Here is a 15,499-nt window from a genome sequence, read left to right as displayed (position 1 = left end):
GTCGCGCCCACGCGGCGGAGCCGCATATCGATACAGCCCCGCGCCCCTGAGGTTGGAGACCTGACCGTCGCTTAGGAGATTGCCGTGGACTTTGGATTCACCACTGAAGATGAGGCGTTTCGGGCGGAGGTCAGGGCGTGGCTCTCCGAGCATGCCGAGAGTGGTCAGGATCGCCGCGTATGGGAACGCACCCTGGGGAAGGCCGGCTGGATAGGGCTCGGCTGGCCCGAAGATGGGTACGGCAATCGGACGGTCGACCTCACCCAGCAGGTCGTCTGGGCCGAGGAGTACGCCCGGTCCGGAGCACCGCCGCGCTCCGGGCACATCGGCGAGAATCTGCTGGCCCCCACCCTCCTCGCCCACGGGACCGACGAGCAGAAGACCCGGTTCCTTCCGCCGATCGCTGTCGGGGACGAGCTCTGGTGTCAGGGGTACAGCGAACCCGGTGCGGGCTCCGACCTCGCAGGTGTCCGTACGAAGGCCGAACGCGCCTCGGACGGGACGTACCGTGTCACCGGCCAGAAAATCTGGACCTCTCTCGCCCACGAGGCCGACTGGTGCTTCGTGCTGGCCCGTACCGAGCCTGAGTCCCGTCGCCATCACGGGCTCAGCTTTCTGCTCGTCCCCATGAACCAGCCGGGTCGCATCGAAGTACGGCCCATCCGGCAGATGACCGGTACGAGCGACTTCAACGAGGTCTTCTTCGACGGTGCGCACGCGCGCGTGGAGCACGTCGTCGGCGGTGAAGGCGCGGGATGGAGGGTGGCGATGAGCCTGCTCGGTTTCGAGCGGGGGGTCTCCACACTCGCCCAGCAGATCGGCTTCGCGGCGGAGTTGGGGAGGGTCGTGCAGGCGGCCGTACGATCCGGCGCCCTGGACGATCCCGTCGTGCGGGAGCGGCTCGTGCGGCAGTGGGCCGAGCTGCGGGTGATGCGCTGGAATGCGTTGCGCACGCTGGGGAGGGCCGGGGACGCGGGGGCGCCCAGCGTGGCCAAGTTGCTCTGGGGCGGCTGGCATCAGCGGCTCGGGGAGCTGGCGATGCAAGTGCGGGGGGCGTTGGCGGGGGTAGGGCCCGGCGAGTGGTCGCCTTCGGCGCCGTACGAACTCGACGAGGCGCAGCATCTGTTCCTGTTCTCCCGGGCCGACACCATCTACGGCGGGTCGGACCAGGTTCAGCGCACGATCATCGCCGAGCGGGTGCTCGGGCTGCCAAGGGAACCCAAGGGGGTTGTTTGACATCCTCCCCTCCCTGAAAGGAGGGGATTCCTGGCTCAGGCTGCCTCCGGGAGCAGCGCCCCCAGAGGACTTACACCCTCAGCACCAGCCGGGTTGAGACCAGCCCGGACGAGCATCACGCGGGCAGAGTTCTTGTCCCTCGAGGACACCACTCCGCACGTAGTGCAGGTGTAGGTACGTTCAGAAAGAGGAAGTGCGTGCTTGGTTCTCGCTCCGCACGACGCGCAGTCCATGGTGGTGTGCGCGGGATGCACGAGGCGAATGTCCCGCCCGTGCTTACGGCCCATCTCGATCAGGGCCTGCTTCGTGGCGCCGATCGCCGCGTCAGCGGCCTTGCGGGCCATGGTGGTCTTCGCGAGGAACTTCGGCCGGAAGTCCTCCACGGCGACGGCGTCGTGGTCGCGCACGACGCGCTTGGCCCATTTGCGGCTGGTGTCCTGTCGCTGTCGGGCGATCTTGGCGTAGGTCTTCGCGCGCCACTTCTTCGCCTCGCGGTGGCCCTTGGACGACGCCTGTCCCTTCTTCGGCTTGCGGCGGGCCACCATCCGGTCGTACCGGGTCAGCTCCGCTTGGGCCTTCCGGCCATGCTGCGGGTGAGGGAGGTCGTGGGCGTCGCTGGTGGTGGTAGCGGTTTCCTTGACGCCCCAGTCCACGCCGAGCACCTTTCCCGAGGGAGGCAGCGGCTGCACCTCGGTCGCGATGACGAAGGAGGCGTACCAGTGCCCCACCGCATCCCGGTATACCCGGACCGAGGAAGGGGCGGCGGGGAGTTCGCGGGACCACACCACCGTCAGGACGATGCCCCCGGCGAGGTGCAGCCGGCCGTCCTTCAAGCGGAAGCCCCGGGTGGTGTAGTTCAGCGTCGGGTCGGCTTCGCGCTTCTTCTTGTGCCGGGGCATGCCTGCGCGCTGCTTGATGGGCAGCCGGTTGTCGATGTCCTTCAGGGCTTTGGAGCGGGACTTGGCGAAGTCCCGAATGATCTGCTGCTGCGGCACGCTCGCGCCGTCGCGGAGCCAAGGCGTGCGGGCGCGGGCGTCGGTCAGCATCTTGTCGAGCTGGGCCGGTCCGCACGTCAGCTGGTCTGCGGGGTGCGCGCGGTTGTGGGCATGCACCTCGCGGGACTTGGCGACGCATTCGTTCCAGATCCACCGGCAGCGGTCCCACTCGAAGAGCAGGGCGGTGCGGGCGGTCGACGACACGCGGAGCCGGTAGGTGTACCGGGCATGCCCGATACCCTGCCCTGCTTCGCGTTGTGTCGTCATGGTGTCACTCTACCACTCGCAAGCCGTCAGGAAACCACTAGTCTGGGGTCATGGATGAAGAGAAGCGCATCACCCTCCGCCTGCCCGCTGACCTGCACGAGTGGCTCGTCGCTCAAGCCAAATCCGCCCGCAGGTCCCTCAACTCCGAGATCGTCTACCGCCTGGAGGTCGAGCGCGCCGCCGTCGAGGCAGGCGCCGAATCGCCCTGACGGCGATTCGGCTTTTCCTGCCCCACTCCGCAGGGCTCTGATTCCTCCCCTGCCTGAAGGGCGGGGCATCCTCGGAGGAACCCGGTGATGCGCGGCGTGGTGTTCGACGGCAAGCGGGTCGAGGTCGTGTACGACCTCGAGGTGCGGGATCCGGGGCCGGGTGAGGTGCTGGTGGCGATCTCGGCGGCCGGGCTGTGCCACAGCGATCTTTCTGTGGTGGACGGGACCATACCTTTTCCCGTTCCTGTGGTGTTGGGGCATGAGGGGGCCGGAGTGGTGGAGGCGGTGGGCGTGGGGGTCACCCATGTGGTCCCGGGGGACCATGTGGCCCTGTCCACGCTCGCCAACTGCGGTACGTGTGCTGAGTGCGACCGGGGGCGGCCGACCATGTGCCGGCAGGCGATCGGGCGGCCGGGGCAGCCGTTCGCCCGAGGTGGGCGGCCCGTCTTCCAGTTCGCGTCCAACTCCGCGTTCGCTGAGCGAACCGTGTTGAAGGCCGTGCAGGTGGTCCGGATCCCGAAGGACATACCTCTGCCTTCGGCCGCGCTCATCGGGTGCGGGGTGCTGACCGGGGTGGGCGCCGTACTCAACCGGGCCAAGGTGGACCGTGGGGACAGTGTGCTCGTCATCGGTACGGGGGGCATCGGGCTCAATGTCCTTCAAGGGGCACGGATCGCAGGTGCGTTGCGGATCGTCGCCGTCGACGCCAATCCGGCGAAGGAGGCGGTGGCGCGGCGGTTCGGGGCGACCGACTTCCTGACCTCGGTGGAGGGTGTGCGGGAACTGCTGCCTGCGGGGGCGGACCATGCCTTCGAGTGCGTGGGGCGCGTCGAGTTGATCCGGGCGGCCGTCGATCTGCTCGACCGGCACGGGCAGGCGGTTCTGCTGGGGGTCCCTCCGGCCGGCGCGGAGGCGTCCTTCGTCGTGTCCTCCATGTACCTGGACAAGTCGATCCTGGGTTGCCGGTACGGGTCGTCGAGGCCGCAGCGGGACATCGCGCTGTACGCCGAGCTGTATCGGGAGGGGCGGCTGCTGCTGGACGAGTTGGTGACCCAGACGTATCCGGTAGAGGAGTTCGAGCGGGCTGCGGCGGATGCGGAGGCGGGGAAGGTGGCTCGCGGGGTGCTGACCTTCTGAGGCTCAAAGGGCTGCCCTCGGCGATGTTTTCCACAGGCCCGGAAATCGGCTGCCGTGTTGTCAGTGGCGGCGCCTACCGTCATCTCCATGACCTATCGAGACGTCGCCTCCAAGCAGGTCATGATCTGGGCCTGCACAGCCGTCGCCGCTCGTATGCCGGTCGCCATGGCGCCGTTGGCCCTGGTGTTCCTGGTGCGCGAGCGGCCCGGCGGCTACACCCTGGGTGCGACGCTCGCCGCGGCCTATGTGCTCGGCGAGATCATCGGTGCCCCGGTCCTCGGGGTGCGGCTGGACCCGGCGCGCGGCCGGCGGCATCTGGCCGTCGGACTCGTGGGCGGGGCGGTGGGGTTCGCGGGGCTCGGGGTGCTGGCCGGGGCGCATCCCGTGGTGCTGGGGGCGTTCGCGTTCCTGGCCGGCGCGGCACCGGCCGCGGCCGCCGGCGGACAGCGGGCGCTGCTGACCTCGCTGGTCCCCGAGCGTGCCGTGGCGCAGGCGCTGTCCACAGAGTCGATGCTGATGTCCGGCGTGTGGGCCGTCTCCCCGGTCGCCGTCGCCGGCCTCGCCCTCGGGGTGGCGCCACGGGTGCCGCTGCTCCTCGCGGCCGCCCTGATGGCATCGTCGATCGCGGGCCACTGGCTGCTGCCCGCCGGCTGGGCGAAGGAGGAACAGGACGGGAAGGCCGGGCGGCGGCTCGGTCCCCGCGTGCTGATACGCGCCTGGCCGGTGTACGTCACAGGCGCGGCCAGCATCACCCTGCTCGGCCTCGCCGAACTCACCCTGCCCGCCCTGCTGGAACAGCGCGGCATCGGTGTGGGCTGGTCCGGGCCGATGCTGGCGGGACTCGCGGTGGGGTCGGGGCTCGGGGCGTTCCTGTACGGCCTCCGGTCGTGGCCGGGCCGACTCCGCTCGCGCAGTGCGGTGCTGATGTGCGGCATGTCGGTCTTCGTGACCCTCGCCGCGCTGATACCGGGCGCGGCCGGGATCGCGACCGCCCTCGTCCTGGCGGGCATACTCCAGTCGGGCGCGCTCATCACCCGCAACCTGTCCCTGCGCGAGGCCGTGCCGCCGAGTGCTCTGTCCGCCGGGTACTCAGTGATGTACGCGGCCGCAGGCGCGGGCTACGCGGCGACGGGTTCCCTCGCCGGCGGCCTGCTCCAGGTGGTGGCGCCGTCCACGGCGATGGTGGCCGGAGTGCTGCTGACCCTGCTGCTGACGGCGCTCGGCTGGTGGGGAGAGGCCCGCCGGGACGGCTCACGTGCCGCTGGTGACCCGGCCTTCGGCGTTGCCGCCGGCGCGGAAGGTGCGCCGATAGCTGGTGGGTGTGACGCCGAGGGCCGCCTGTAGGTGCTGCCGCATCGACTGGGCCGTGCCGAAGCCGGCGTCCCGGGCGACCTGGTCGACGGACAGGTCGGTCGACTCCAGCAGGTGCCGGGCGTGTTCCACCCGTTGCTGGGTGAGCCACTGGCCGGGGCTGACGCCAACCTCCTCGCGGAAGCGGCGCGTGAAGGTCCGTACGGACATGGACACCTGGTCCGCCATGTCGCGCAGCTGGATAGGCTCGTGGAGGCGGCCCAGGGCCCAGGCGCGGGCCGTGGTCGTGGAGGCCTGCTGGAGGTCGGGGACCGGGCGGTGGATGTACTGGGCCTGGCCGCCGTCCCGGTGCGGCGGTACGACCGTGCGGCGGGCCACGTCGTTGGCGATCGCCGTGCCGTGGTCGCGGCGGACCATGTGGAGGCACAGGTCGATACCGGCCGCCACGCCGGCGGAGGTCAGCATGTCGCCGTCGTCGATGAACAGGACGTCCGGGTCGACCTCGATCTGCGGGAAGAGCTCCTGGAAGTGCTCGGCGTCCGCCCAGTGCGTGGTGGCCGGGCGGCCGTCGAGCCAGCCGGCGGCGGCGAGGACGTAGACGCCGGTGCAGATGGAGGCGAGCCGGGTGCCGGGGCGGATGTGGGCGAGCGCGGCGGCCAGTTCGTCGGTCAGCAGGCCCTCCTCGAAGACCGGGCCGAGCTCGTACGACGCCGGGACGATCACGGTGTCCGCGGTGGCCAGGGTCTGAGGGCCGTTGCCGACGTGGATGGAGAAGTCGGCGTCGGTCTCGACCGGGCCGGGCGGCCGGATCGAGCAGGTGACGACCTCGTAGAGGTGCCGCCCCTGCGCGTCCTTGGGGCGGCCGAAGATGCGGTGCGGGATGCCCAGTTCGAAGGGGAGGATGCCGTCGAGGGCGAGCACGACGACGCGGTGCGGACGGAAGGGCGGCTCCGGCTGGGCGCCCGCCGCGCTGCCGACCGCATCCATGACCCGATCGGCATCCATGACCCGATCCGTACCCGTGACGCGATCCGTATCCATGGCCCGATCCTAGTGAATGCTGTCCTTTGGGCCACTCGTTTCGGCTCGTCGCAGGCCCGAAGCTCTATGTCGTGACCAAGACAACCGAGGCAGCAGTCAGCGCAGAGGACATCCGGCCGACCGAGAAGCACCGCCCGCGGCGGAGCCGCAGAATGTCGCCGCACAGGGCGTGGTTCGTCGCCGCCGTCGCCTTCGTGACGATCACGGGCGCCGCCGCCTTCCGCTCCCTGCCGGGTCTGCTCATCGACCCGTTGCACGAGGAGTTCGGCTGGTCGCGGGGCACGATCGGGGCCGCCGTCTCCATCAACCTGGCCCTGTACGGCCTCACCGCCCCCTTCGCCGCCGCTCTGATGGACCGCTTCGGCATCCGGCGGGTGGTCGCGGCCGCGCTGACCCTGATCTCGGTCGGCTCGGGCCTGACGGTGTGGATGACGGCGGCCTGGCAGCTGCTGCTGTGCTGGGGCCTGCTCGTGGGCCTCGGCACCGGGTCGATGGCGCTGGCCTTCGCCGCGACGGTCACCAACCGCTGGTTCACCGAGCGGCGCGGCCTGGTCACCGGCATCCTCACCGCCGCCTCGGCCTCCGGCCAGCTGATCTTCCTGCCCGTGCTGTCGTTGATGATCACCAGGCTGGACGACTGGCGCCCGGCAGCCGTCACGGTCTCCCTCGCGGCCCTCGCGGTGGTCCCCCTGGTCTGGCTGCTGCTGCGCGACCACCCGGCCGACGTGGACCTGAAGCCGTACGGCGCGAAGGAGTTCGTGCCCAAGCCGGCCCCGGTGCCGGGCGCCGCGCGCAGGGCGGTGAAGGTACTCTTCTCCGCGGCCCGCACCGGCCCCTTCTGGCTGCTGGCCGGCACCTTCGCGATCTGCGGCGCCTCCACCAACGGTCTTGTCCAGACCCACTTCGTGCCCGCCGCCCACGACCACGGCATGCCCGTCACGGCCGCCGCCTCGCTGCTCGCGGTCATCGGAGTGTTCGACGTCGTTGGCACGGTGTTCTCCGGCTGGCTCACCGACCGCTTCGAGCCGCGCCGGCTGCTCGCGGTGTACTACGCCCTGCGCGGCATCTCGCTCCTCTTCCTCCCGATGCTGCTCGCTCCGAGCGTCCACCCGCCGATGATCTTCTTCATCGTCTTCTACGGCCTCGACTGGGTCGCCACCGTCCCGCCCACCGTCGCCCTGTGCCGGGAGCAGTACGGCGACGACAGCGCGATCGTCTTCGGCTGGGTCCTCGCCTCCCACCAGGTCGGCGCCGCGCTGGTGGCCGTCCTCGGCGGGGTCGCGCGGGACGTCTTCGGTACGTACGACATGGTCTGGTACGCGTCCGGTGCGCTGTGCGCGGCGGCGGCACTGATGTCACTGGTGATCCGGCGGCGTACGGCTCCTGTGGCGGCACCGGCCTGAGAGTCGTTTCCTGGCGTAACCAGCCAGAAGCCGAGCTCACTTCATTTCCGGCTGGTGGGTCAGGGCGCGATACCGGTTGAATGCCTCACGGGCATCCGAAACGAACGCCTGATGGCGGACCAGGTCGATCAGTTCGGATTCCGTCAGCCAGTCATGCCAAGCGATCTCCGAGGGGTCGGGCTGGACCGGTTCCGTGACAACAACCTCGTGCAAGCCGAGCCAGTACGGACTGATCGCCCCTGCGCACATGAACTTGAACACGAACTGTGGGCGACCCTGGACACCGAGTTCCTCTGTCAACTCCTGCGCGGCGGCGTCTGCATACGACTCGGCAACGCCCACAGCGCCTCCGAGCATCCAGTTGAACTGTCCCGGGAAGAGAGACACGTCGTCCGGACGGCGGTGCACGAGTACCCGTCCGTCGGCGTCACGGCACACGATCGTTGCTATGCGATGCAGCCATCTGTGGCGAATCGCATCACCTCTGTCCACAACGGCCAGCACTTCGTCCTGCTCGTTGACCCGCTCAACCAATTCACCCATGGCCTCACGATGGCAGAGGCCGCCGAGCACAGAGTTCCGCTCATAGGAACCGCCCCTTGTGGAACAGCAGCGGCGCCTCCTCCCCGTCGCTCGCCCCCAGGGCTTCCACCCGGCCCACGACGATCAGATGGTCGCCCCCTGTGTGCACCGCGTGGATCGTGCAGTCGATCCACGCGAGCGTGCCGGCGAGGCGCGGGGAGCCGGACGCGGGAGCCGCGTCGTAGCTGACGCCCGCGAACTTGTCCGCGCCGCTCACCGCGAAGGCGCGGCACAGCTCGGCCTGGCCGGCGCTCAGGACGTTCACGCAGAAGACGCCCGCACGGGCGATGCGCGGCCATGTCGTCGACGTACGGCCGACCATGAAGGCGACCAGGGGCGGGTCGAGGGAGAGGGAGGAGAAGGACTGGCAGGCGAAACCGGCGGGGGCTGCGGCTTGCGGGTCGTCGGTGGAGCCGGGGGCTTGCGGGGCACCGGCGGTGGCCGGTGCCGTGACAACGGCCACACCCGTCGCGAAGTTCCCCAGGACGCGCCGGAACTCCGCCTGTCCGACCGGAGCCCGCTCGTCCTCGCCGACGCACCGCAACTCCGGGCGCGGCAGCATTTCGACGGGCTCCCGTTCGGGAGCTGCCCTGACCGACCTGAGGTAGCGGACGGCGGCCGCCGCCATCCCTGCGTGTCCCATCACGCCATCCATTGAAGCTGACGGAGCGTCAGATCGGAAGGGATGTGCAGGGGCCGGCTCACCGCCCCTTGTACTCGGCGCTCCTGCGCTCCACGAAACTCGCCACGCCCTCCCGTGCGTCCACCGTCGTCATGTTGATCTCCTGCGCGGCCGCCTCCACCGCGAAGGCGGTGGTGCGGTCGGTGTCGAGGGAGGCGTTGACCAGCTGTTTGGTGAGGGCGAGGGCGCGGGTCGGACCGGTGGCGAGGCGTTCGGCCCACTCGCGGGCCGTCTTGTCCAACTCGCCGTCGACCACGACCCGGTTGACCAGACCGAGGCGCTCGGCGTCCGGTGCGGTGAGCGCGTCGCCGAAGAACATCAGCTCCTTCGTCCGCTGGGGGCCGATCAGGCGGGGGAGGAGATAGGCGCCGCCGCCGTCGGGGACGAGGCCGCGCCGGACGAACACCTCGATGAACTTCGCGGATTCGGCGGCCAGTACGAGGTCGCAGGCGAAGGCGAGGTGTGCGCCGAGGCCGGCCGCCGTGCCGTTCACCGCCGCGATCACCGGCTTCTCGCAGTCGAGGACGGCGGCGATCAGGCGCTGGGCGCCGAGGCGGATCGTGCGGGCGACATCGCCGGGGATCCGCTCACCGGCCGCCGACCCGCCCCGCAGATCGGCCCCGGCGCAGAAACCGCGGCCCGTTCCGGTCAGTACGACGGCCCGTACGCCGGGGTCCGCGGAGGCGTCGGCGAGTAGCTGGATGATGCGTTCTCGCTGGTCAGGGGTGATTGCGTTGAGGGATTCGGGGCGGTTGAGGGTGATGCGGCAGACCTGATTGTCAGTGGCGTGCAGTACCAATGAATCAACGGAATCGACGGGATTTCCGGGCACAGGGGGGGAAGTGGGCATGTTCATCTCATCGTCGGCAGCCATCTCAGCGGCACACCACCAACGCGTCCAGCGCCACCGCGCCCTGCCCCCTGGGCAGCACCATCAGCGGGTTGATGTCGAGCTCCGCGAGGTCGTCCTCCAGCTCCAGGGCCATGCGCTGCACCCGCAGGACGACTTCCACGAGCGCGTCGAGGTCCGCCGGGGGGCGCCCCCTGACCCCGTCGAGCAGGGCCCGCCCGCGCAGTTCGGCGAGCATGTCCCGCGCCTGCTCCTCACCGAAGGGCGGCACGCGTACGGCGGTGTCGCCGAGTACCTCCACCAGCACTCCGCCGAGTCCGACCGTCACGGTCGGGCCAAACAGCTCGTCGTGCGCGGCGCCCACCACCATCTCGACGCCCCGCTCGACCATCTGGCAGACCAGGACGCCGTCCAGGGAGACGTCCTCGTAGCGGGCGATGTCCGTCAGCTCCCGGTAGGAGTCCCGTACCTGGCTGGCAGAGGTGAGCCCGATCTTGACCAGTCCCAGCTCGGTCTTGTGGGCGATCTGCGCGCCGGACGCCTTCATCACCACGGGGTAGCCCACCAGGCCCGCGGCCCGTACGGCGGCCGCCGCGCTCGTCACCAGCTGCTCGCGCGGGACGCGGATTCCGTACGCCCGCAGCAACTGCTTCGCCGCGTGCTCGCTCAACTGCTGGCCCGGGCGCATCAGTGCCTGCGCCTTGCGGAAGGACGGCGAGGGGGTGCGCGGGGCCTCGTCGAACGGGGAGCGGTAGCCGGCGACGAAGCGATGGTGGTCGAGGTAGGCGCGGACGGCGGTGATGCAGTTCGCCACCGTGCGGAAGGTGGCCACGCGCGAGGAGCCGAGCAGGACCTCGCGGTACGCCGGCTCGGTGCCGACCGGCGACCCCCACACCACGCACACCAGCTTGTCCGTCCGCTCGGCCGCGTCCACCAGGTCCTGGACCAACCGGTCGCTGAGCGGTGGGAAGGGGCCGGTGACCGGGCAGATCAGCACCCCGACCTCGGGGTCGTCGAGGATCGCGTCGATGATCTTCCGGCCGCGCCAGTCGCCGACGGGATGGCCGCCGTTGTCGACCGGGTTGGCCACACTCAGGTACTCGGGTATCCACTGGTGCAGCTCGGCCTGCCTGGCCTCCGACAGCGCCGGCAGCCTCAGTCCCGCCTCGCTCGCCAGGTCGGCGAAGTGCGCGCCCGTGCCGCCCGAGATCGAATAGACGACGACGCCGTCGGCGCGCGGCGGTTTCGCGCGGGCCAGCAGGGTGGCGGTGTCCTGGAGTTCGTCCAGGCCGTCGACCCGGATCACCCCGTACTGCCGCATCGCCGCGTCCACCACCGCGTCCGCGCCGGTCAGCTTGCCGGTGTGTGAGGCGGCCGTGCGCGCGCCGGTCTCGGTCCGGCCCACCTTGACGGCGACGACCGGCACCTTGCGGCGGGCGGCCCGGTCGGCGGCGAGGAGGAAGGAGCGGCCGTCCTTCAACCCCTCGACGTAGCAGGCTATGGCGCCCACCTCGGGCCGCTCGGCGAAGTAGGAGATGAAGTCGGCGGTCTCCAGGTCGGCCTCGTTGCCGGTCGGCGCCCAGTGGCTCAGGCGGATGCCGAGCTCCTGGAGGGCGAAGACGGGGCGGCCCTGGTGGCCGGACTGGGTGATCAGGGCGATCGCGGGACCGTCCAGGTCGTCGCGGAACCGCTCGAAGGCGTTGAGGTTGGTGTTGGGGCCCAGCAGCCGCATCCCGGACCGTTCGACGGCGGCGGTGAGCCGGTCCTGCGCGGCCGCGCCCTCCTCGCCGGTCTCCGCGAACCCGGAGGCGAAGACGACGGCGAACTTCACCTTGGCCTCGGCCAGTTCCTCGATCACCAAAAGGGGGTCGGCGACCAGCAGTACGGCGAGATCGACCTGCTCGGGCAGGTCGGCGACGGAAGGAGAGCAGGGGATGCCGAAGACGGACGGACGGTTCGGGTGCACCGGATGGAGCCGGGCGCCGACCCGCTCGGACCAGGCGATCAGCTGGCGGGTGACACCGGTGTTCGGCCGGCCCTCGGCGTCCGAGGCGCCGATCACCGCGACCGACTCCGGCCGGAAGAACCGGTCCAGATCGGGCACGTCGGAGTACAGCGGTCGGCCGCTGACGTCGAGATCGTCGACCTCGGCCGGCCGGCCGTGGACGGCAGGCCCGGGCTGCTCGCCACAGGCGATGACCCGGGCCCGGCGGGAGTCGGTGGTGAGGGTGCCGTGGGTTGATCCAAGCATCGGTCCGCCCGCTCCTGTGTGACAGCGATTAACTGACGCAGTGTCAGATTAAAGGAACTGACGCACTGTCAGGAATGGCTGTGCATGCAAAGTTGGGCGGCGACATGCCTGGCAAGCTCCACGCGGGCCACGCTGAGTCCGCGCGGGCTGCGCTCACAGCACCGCCAGCACCTCCTTCGCCACCCGCTCCCCCGACCGCACCGCCCCGTCCATGAAGCCCATCCAGTAGGTGGAGGTCTCCGTCCCTGCCCAGTGGATGCCGCCGACGGGCGCGCGCAGGGCCGGGCCGTACTGGGTCAGGACGCCGGGTGCGGCGATGGAGACGGGGCCGCCGCGGGTGTAGGGCTCGTTGTTCCAGCGTTGCAGGACGAAGGAGGTGGGGGAGGCCGCTTTCTCGCCGAAGTACGTGACGTAGTCCTTCAGCACCGCTGCCCGGACCTCCGCCTCGCTCGCGGCGTCCAGCTTGCGGGCCTCGTCGGCCTCGATGAAGCCCATCAGTGCGCCGTAGGAGGTGTCGGGCGGGGAGTTGTCGAAGGTGGAGCTGACCACGCCGGTGTCGCTGACGACCTGGCCGTTGAGGCCGTCGGCGCGCCAGAAGGGGGTGTCGTAGATCGCGATCGCCTTGCCGACCGAGGCCATCGGCAGGCGCTGGGTGAGCTGGTCGCGGGAGGCCGGGAGGACCGGGTCGTAGGTGATGCGGGCGGCGATCGGCGGGGGTGCGGCGACGACGACCCTCTTGGCGGTGACGGTGATGCCGTCGGCCGTCACGACGTAACTGCCGCCGGACTTGGCGATCGTGCGCACCGGGGCGCTCAGCACCACCCGGTCGCCGAGTGTGGCGGCGAGTTTGACCGGCACCAGCTGGGAGCCGCCGACGAAGCGCAGTTCCTGGGCGCCGTTCGCGGTCTCGGTGAGGCGTTCCAGGGTGCCGGGGTTCGAGGCGTTGCCGGCGGCGGCGATGTAGAAGAGGACGAACAGGAAGGAGAGTTCACGGGGTTCGGCCGAGAAGATCGACGTGCAGGCCACGTCGAAGAGGAACTTGGCCGATGGGACGACGGTGTTGGCGCGCAGCCAGGTCTCGAAGGTCTGCCGGTCCCATTCGTCGGCCTTGGCGGCGGTCCAGGGTGCGTCGACGGGGATCTGCTTGGCCAGGTCGTCGAGCGTGGCCTGCACGATCGCGGCGTTGGCGAGTCCGGCCGCGTCGACGGGCGGGACCGAGCCGAGGATGCCGTCGGTGGCGTAGGGGGTCTTCTTGCCGTCCTTGTAGAGGAGGTTGTTGCCGGTGTTGTAGGTGGCGAAGGTCTGCACGCCGAGGGAGTCGGCGAGCGCCTTGATGCGGTCCTGGGTGGGGCCGATGAACTCGCCGCCGCCCTCGGTGACCCCGCCGCCCGCGAGGTTCAGGCCCACCACCCGGCCGCCCACGCGGTCGCGGGCCTCCAGGACGACGACCGACTTGCCGGCCGCCACCAGGTCGCGGGCCGCGGTGAGGCCGGCCAGACCGGCGCCGATGATCGCGACGTCCGCCATGGGGGTCCCCCCGCTCGAGCGAAGCCGAGAGTGGGGGAGGGTGGCCGCCGAGGCCGTGCCGGCGGTGGTCGCGGTGAGGGTCGCGGCGCCGGCTGCGGCGGCCGCGCCGCCGAGGAGTGAGCGCCGGGAGATCCGGGGGAGTGGGGTGAGCTGTCCTTCGCGTGCCACGTGCGTCCTCCGTCGTAGCGAGAGGGGGTGGAGCCGGAAAGTTGAACAGGGCTCACATTCTGGCTCCGTGCGGTGGCGCGGTACAGCTCTTGCGCAACTTCTGACCCACAAGTAACAACGGATCTACGTAGGAGAGTTGAGGGTGTCTACGGCGGAGGGGCCCGGGCGGAGGGGGGCCTGGGCGGAGGTCAGGCCGGCAGTCGGGAGACCTTTCGGCTGCGGTCATGGGTGATGGCCTTTGCGATCTTCGCCGCGTCGATCGCCATCTCCCGGAGATTGCCGCTGATCGGATTGGTGAAGCCCTGGAAGTAGAGGCCTTGCGCGTGCTTCGGGGCGCGGGCGCCCTGGACGACCGGCTTGCCGCGCGCGTCGAGCACGTCCAGGTGGCCGACGAGGCCTTCGAGCCCACGGACGTAGCCGGTGGCGGCGATGACGGCGTCCGGCGAGACGCGGGTGCCGTCGGCGAGGATGACCTTCCCGTCCTCGAAACCGTCGACGGCGGCCACGATCTCGACCCGGCCCTCGCGTACGGCGTCGACGAGGCCGACGTCGAGCACCGGGATCGCGCCTTCCTTCACCCGGCTGTACAGGCCGGTGTCGGGGCGCGGCAGCCCCTGGGCCGACAGGTCCGGCACGCTGACCTTGGCCACGGGCCGCGCGAGCCGGTCGACGAGCCCGACCGGCAGCCGTCGTACGAGGATGCTCGTGAACTGGGCGGGCCACCCGGCGGTCGAGCGGCGCACGATGTGCGGAACCGTCCGCACCGCCAGCCGCACCCGTGCCGCCCCGCCCTCCACCAGGTCCACGGCGATCTCGGCCCCGGTGTTGCCGACGCCGACGACCAGGACGTCGCGGCCGGCGTAGGGAGCGGGGTTGCGGTACTCGCCGGCATGCAGGAACTCGCCGCCGTAGGTGTCCCGTCCGGGCCAGTCCGGGAGGTACGGGGTGTGGTTGTGACCGGTGGCCACGACGATCGCGGCGCCGGTCAGTTCACGGCCGCCGGTGGCGTGCAGCAGCCAGCCGGAGCCGTCGGGCGAGGGCTCGACGCGGGAGACCTCGACGCCGGTGACGATCTCCAGGTCGTGGTGCTCGGCGTACTTCTCCAGGTAGCGCACGACGTCGTCCCGGGACACCCAGCGCCCGAAGCGGCGCGGCATCGGCAGCCCGGGCAGGCCCGACAGCCGTCGGGTGGTGTGCAGATGGAGTCGGTCGTAGTGGCGCCGCCAGGAGGCGCCGACCCGGTCCGACTTCTCCAGCACGACGGCGCGCAGTCCCTGGGCGCGCAGCGCGTACGCGACGGAGAGTCCGCCGGGGCCGCCGCCGATGACGTAGACGGGGCGGTCCGTAGGGGTCGGACGTCCCGGTTCCGCAGGGGTGCTCGGGGACGCTGTGGAGTCGGCCATGTTCGGGAGCGTAATCACGCAGCTGGTTGATGGGTCTCGGTCAAGACCGGAATTGGTTGCGGATCGATCACGGCTGTAGGAGGGGTGGGTGGGGTCTGTGGCGTAGGCCGCGTGGTTGTGGGTGTGGATCGCGTGGTGTGGGGGCAGGGTGGGCATGGGACGAGTCCGGACATTGTCGAGCCGACCCGCATACGAAGGGGGCCGCGCACCTTGACGTACGAACGGGGCGGCGCACTCCGACGAGGTGTCGGTGTACGCCGCCCTCGGTGGGACGGGTTGCGGGAGGTGGCCCGCCTTGTCATGGCGGTTACTTCGGGTCGTCGTTGAACTTCGAGGTCGACCAGAGGTAGCCGAGTGCGGCGAGTCCCAGGCACCAGGCGACGGCGAGCCAGCCGTTGTTGCCGATCTCGGTGCCGAGGAGCAGGCCGCGCAGGGTC

The 15,499-nt window shown here is 70.6% G+C and carries 13 protein-coding genes and 1 pseudogene; 5 read left to right on the top strand and 9 right to left on the bottom strand.

Going from position 1 to position 15,499, the window contains the following annotated elements; genetic code table 11:
* The first annotated feature begins 84 nt into the window (after positions 1-84).
* Positions 85-1,236 carry an acyl-CoA dehydrogenase family protein gene (locus tag ADL12_RS17620; RefSeq protein WP_062703527.1) on the top strand — a complete coding sequence of 384 codons (1,152 nt, stop codon included), beginning with the start codon at positions 85-87 and terminating at the stop codon, positions 1,234-1,236.
* Positions 1,237-1,271: 35 nt separating this feature from the next.
* On the opposite strand, the gene ADL12_RS17615 is transcribed toward ADL12_RS17620, so the two are convergent.
* On the bottom strand, positions 1,272-2,498 hold the full coding sequence (locus ADL12_RS17615; protein WP_062703526.1) for an RNA-guided endonuclease InsQ/TnpB family protein: 1,227 nt from the start codon (positions 2,496-2,498) through the stop codon (positions 1,272-1,274).
* 50 nt (positions 2,499-2,548) lie between these two features.
* On the opposite strand from ADL12_RS17615, the gene ADL12_RS50465 reads away from it, so the two are divergent.
* From ADL12_RS50465 to ADL12_RS17605, 3 genes are all read left to right on the top strand, one after another.
* Positions 2,549-2,707, top strand: a complete 159-nt coding sequence (locus tag ADL12_RS50465; RefSeq protein ID WP_079052100.1) for an Arc family DNA-binding protein — start codon at positions 2,549-2,551, stop codon at positions 2,705-2,707.
* An 87-nt stretch (positions 2,708-2,794) separates the two neighbouring features.
* Entirely contained in the window at positions 2,795-3,844 is a 1,050-nt protein-coding gene (locus ADL12_RS17610) for an alcohol dehydrogenase catalytic domain-containing protein (protein WP_062703525.1), read from the top strand.
* 87 nt (positions 3,845-3,931) lie between these two features.
* Positions 3,932-5,188, top strand: coding sequence for an MFS transporter (locus ADL12_RS17605; protein ID WP_062703655.1), 1,257 nt, complete (start codon positions 3,932-3,934; stop codon positions 5,186-5,188).
* Here ADL12_RS17605 and ADL12_RS17600 read toward each other — a convergent pair.
* Positions 5,096-6,142 (bottom strand): GlxA family transcriptional regulator, encoded by a 1,047-nt coding sequence (locus tag ADL12_RS17600; RefSeq protein WP_062703653.1) that lies wholly within the window; start codon positions 6,140-6,142, stop codon positions 5,096-5,098. The genes ADL12_RS17605 and ADL12_RS17600 overlap by 93 nt on opposite strands.
* 125 nt (positions 6,143-6,267) lie before the next feature.
* On the opposite strand from ADL12_RS17600, the gene ADL12_RS17595 reads away from it, so the two are divergent.
* A complete protein-coding gene (locus tag ADL12_RS17595; protein WP_062703651.1) occupies positions 6,268-7,599 on the top strand; it encodes an MFS transporter in 1,332 nt (443 codons plus the stop codon).
* A 36-nt stretch (positions 7,600-7,635) separates the two neighbouring features.
* Here ADL12_RS17595 and ADL12_RS17590 read toward each other — a convergent pair whose 3' ends face one another.
* From ADL12_RS17590 to ADL12_RS56475, 7 genes and pseudogenes are all read right to left on the bottom strand, one after another.
* Positions 7,636-8,142, bottom strand: coding sequence for an NUDIX hydrolase (locus ADL12_RS17590; RefSeq protein WP_062703649.1), 507 nt, complete (start codon positions 8,140-8,142; stop codon positions 7,636-7,638).
* Positions 8,143-8,182: 40 nt separating this feature from the next.
* On the bottom strand, positions 8,183-8,824 hold the full coding sequence (locus ADL12_RS17585; RefSeq protein ID WP_244187927.1) for a flavin reductase family protein: 642 nt from the start codon (positions 8,822-8,824) through the stop codon (positions 8,183-8,185).
* 58 nt (positions 8,825-8,882) lie between these two features.
* Complete coding sequence (locus tag ADL12_RS17580; RefSeq protein WP_062703647.1) at positions 8,883-9,713, bottom strand: enoyl-CoA hydratase/isomerase family protein; 831 nt, start codon at positions 9,711-9,713, stop codon at positions 8,883-8,885.
* A 25-nt stretch (positions 9,714-9,738) separates the two neighbouring features.
* Positions 9,739-11,964 carry an acetate--CoA ligase family protein gene (locus tag ADL12_RS17575; RefSeq protein ID WP_062703518.1) on the bottom strand — a complete coding sequence of 742 codons (2,226 nt, stop codon included), beginning with the start codon at positions 11,962-11,964 and terminating at the stop codon, positions 9,739-9,741.
* 153 nt (positions 11,965-12,117) lie between these two features.
* Entirely contained in the window at positions 12,118-13,659 is a 1,542-nt protein-coding gene (locus ADL12_RS17570) for a flavin monoamine oxidase family protein (protein WP_062703517.1), read from the bottom strand.
* Positions 13,660-13,847: 188 nt separating this feature from the next.
* The gene (locus ADL12_RS17565) at positions 13,848-15,062 is read right to left on the bottom strand and encodes a flavin-containing monooxygenase (protein ID WP_062703516.1); all 1,215 of its coding nucleotides are present in this window, start codon (positions 15,060-15,062) and stop codon (positions 13,848-13,850) included.
* A gap of 307 nt (positions 15,063-15,369) precedes the next feature.
* A pseudogene (locus ADL12_RS56475) lies at positions 15,370-15,499 on the bottom strand (ABC transporter permease); the annotation flags it as partial.

The sequence above is a fragment of the Streptomyces regalis genome, from assembly GCF_001509475.1.
Lineage (GTDB): Bacteria > Actinomycetota > Actinomycetes > Streptomycetales > Streptomycetaceae > Streptomyces > Streptomyces regalis.
Note: the sequence above shows the minus strand (reverse complement) of the source record. Positions and strands in the feature narration are given on the sequence as shown.

Bases quoted from the DNA above. Each gene is read 5' to 3' on its own strand.
- ADL12_RS17615 (WP_062703526.1), bottom strand. From the start codon at position 2,498: ATGACGACACAACGCGAAGCAGGGCAGGGTATCGGGCATGCCCGGTAC.
- ADL12_RS50465 (WP_079052100.1), top strand. From the start codon at position 2,549: ATGGATGAAGAGAAGCGCATCACCCTCCGCCTGCCCGCTGACCTGCAC.
- ADL12_RS17610 (WP_062703525.1), top strand. From the start codon at position 2,795: ATGCGCGGCGTGGTGTTCGACGGCAAGCGGGTCGAGGTCGTGTACGAC.
- ADL12_RS17605 (WP_062703655.1), top strand. From the start codon at position 3,932: ATGACCTATCGAGACGTCGCCTCCAAGCAGGTCATGATCTGGGCCTGC.
- ADL12_RS17600 (WP_062703653.1), bottom strand. From the start codon at position 6,142: ATGGATGCGGTCGGCAGCGCGGCGGGCGCCCAGCCGGAGCCGCCCTTC.
- ADL12_RS17590 (WP_062703649.1), bottom strand. From the start codon at position 8,142: ATGGGTGAATTGGTTGAGCGGGTCAACGAGCAGGACGAAGTGCTGGCC.
- ADL12_RS17585 (WP_244187927.1), bottom strand. From the start codon at position 8,824: ATGGGACACGCAGGGATGGCGGCGGCCGCCGTCCGCTACCTCAGGTCG.
- ADL12_RS17580 (WP_062703647.1), bottom strand. From the start codon at position 9,713: ATGCCCACTTCCCCCCCTGTGCCCGGAAATCCCGTCGATTCCGTTGAT.
- ADL12_RS17575 (WP_062703518.1), bottom strand. From the start codon at position 11,964: ATGCTTGGATCAACCCACGGCACCCTCACCACCGACTCCCGCCGGGCC.
- ADL12_RS17565 (WP_062703516.1), bottom strand. From the start codon at position 15,062: ATGGCCGACTCCACAGCGTCCCCGAGCACCCCTGCGGAACCGGGACGT.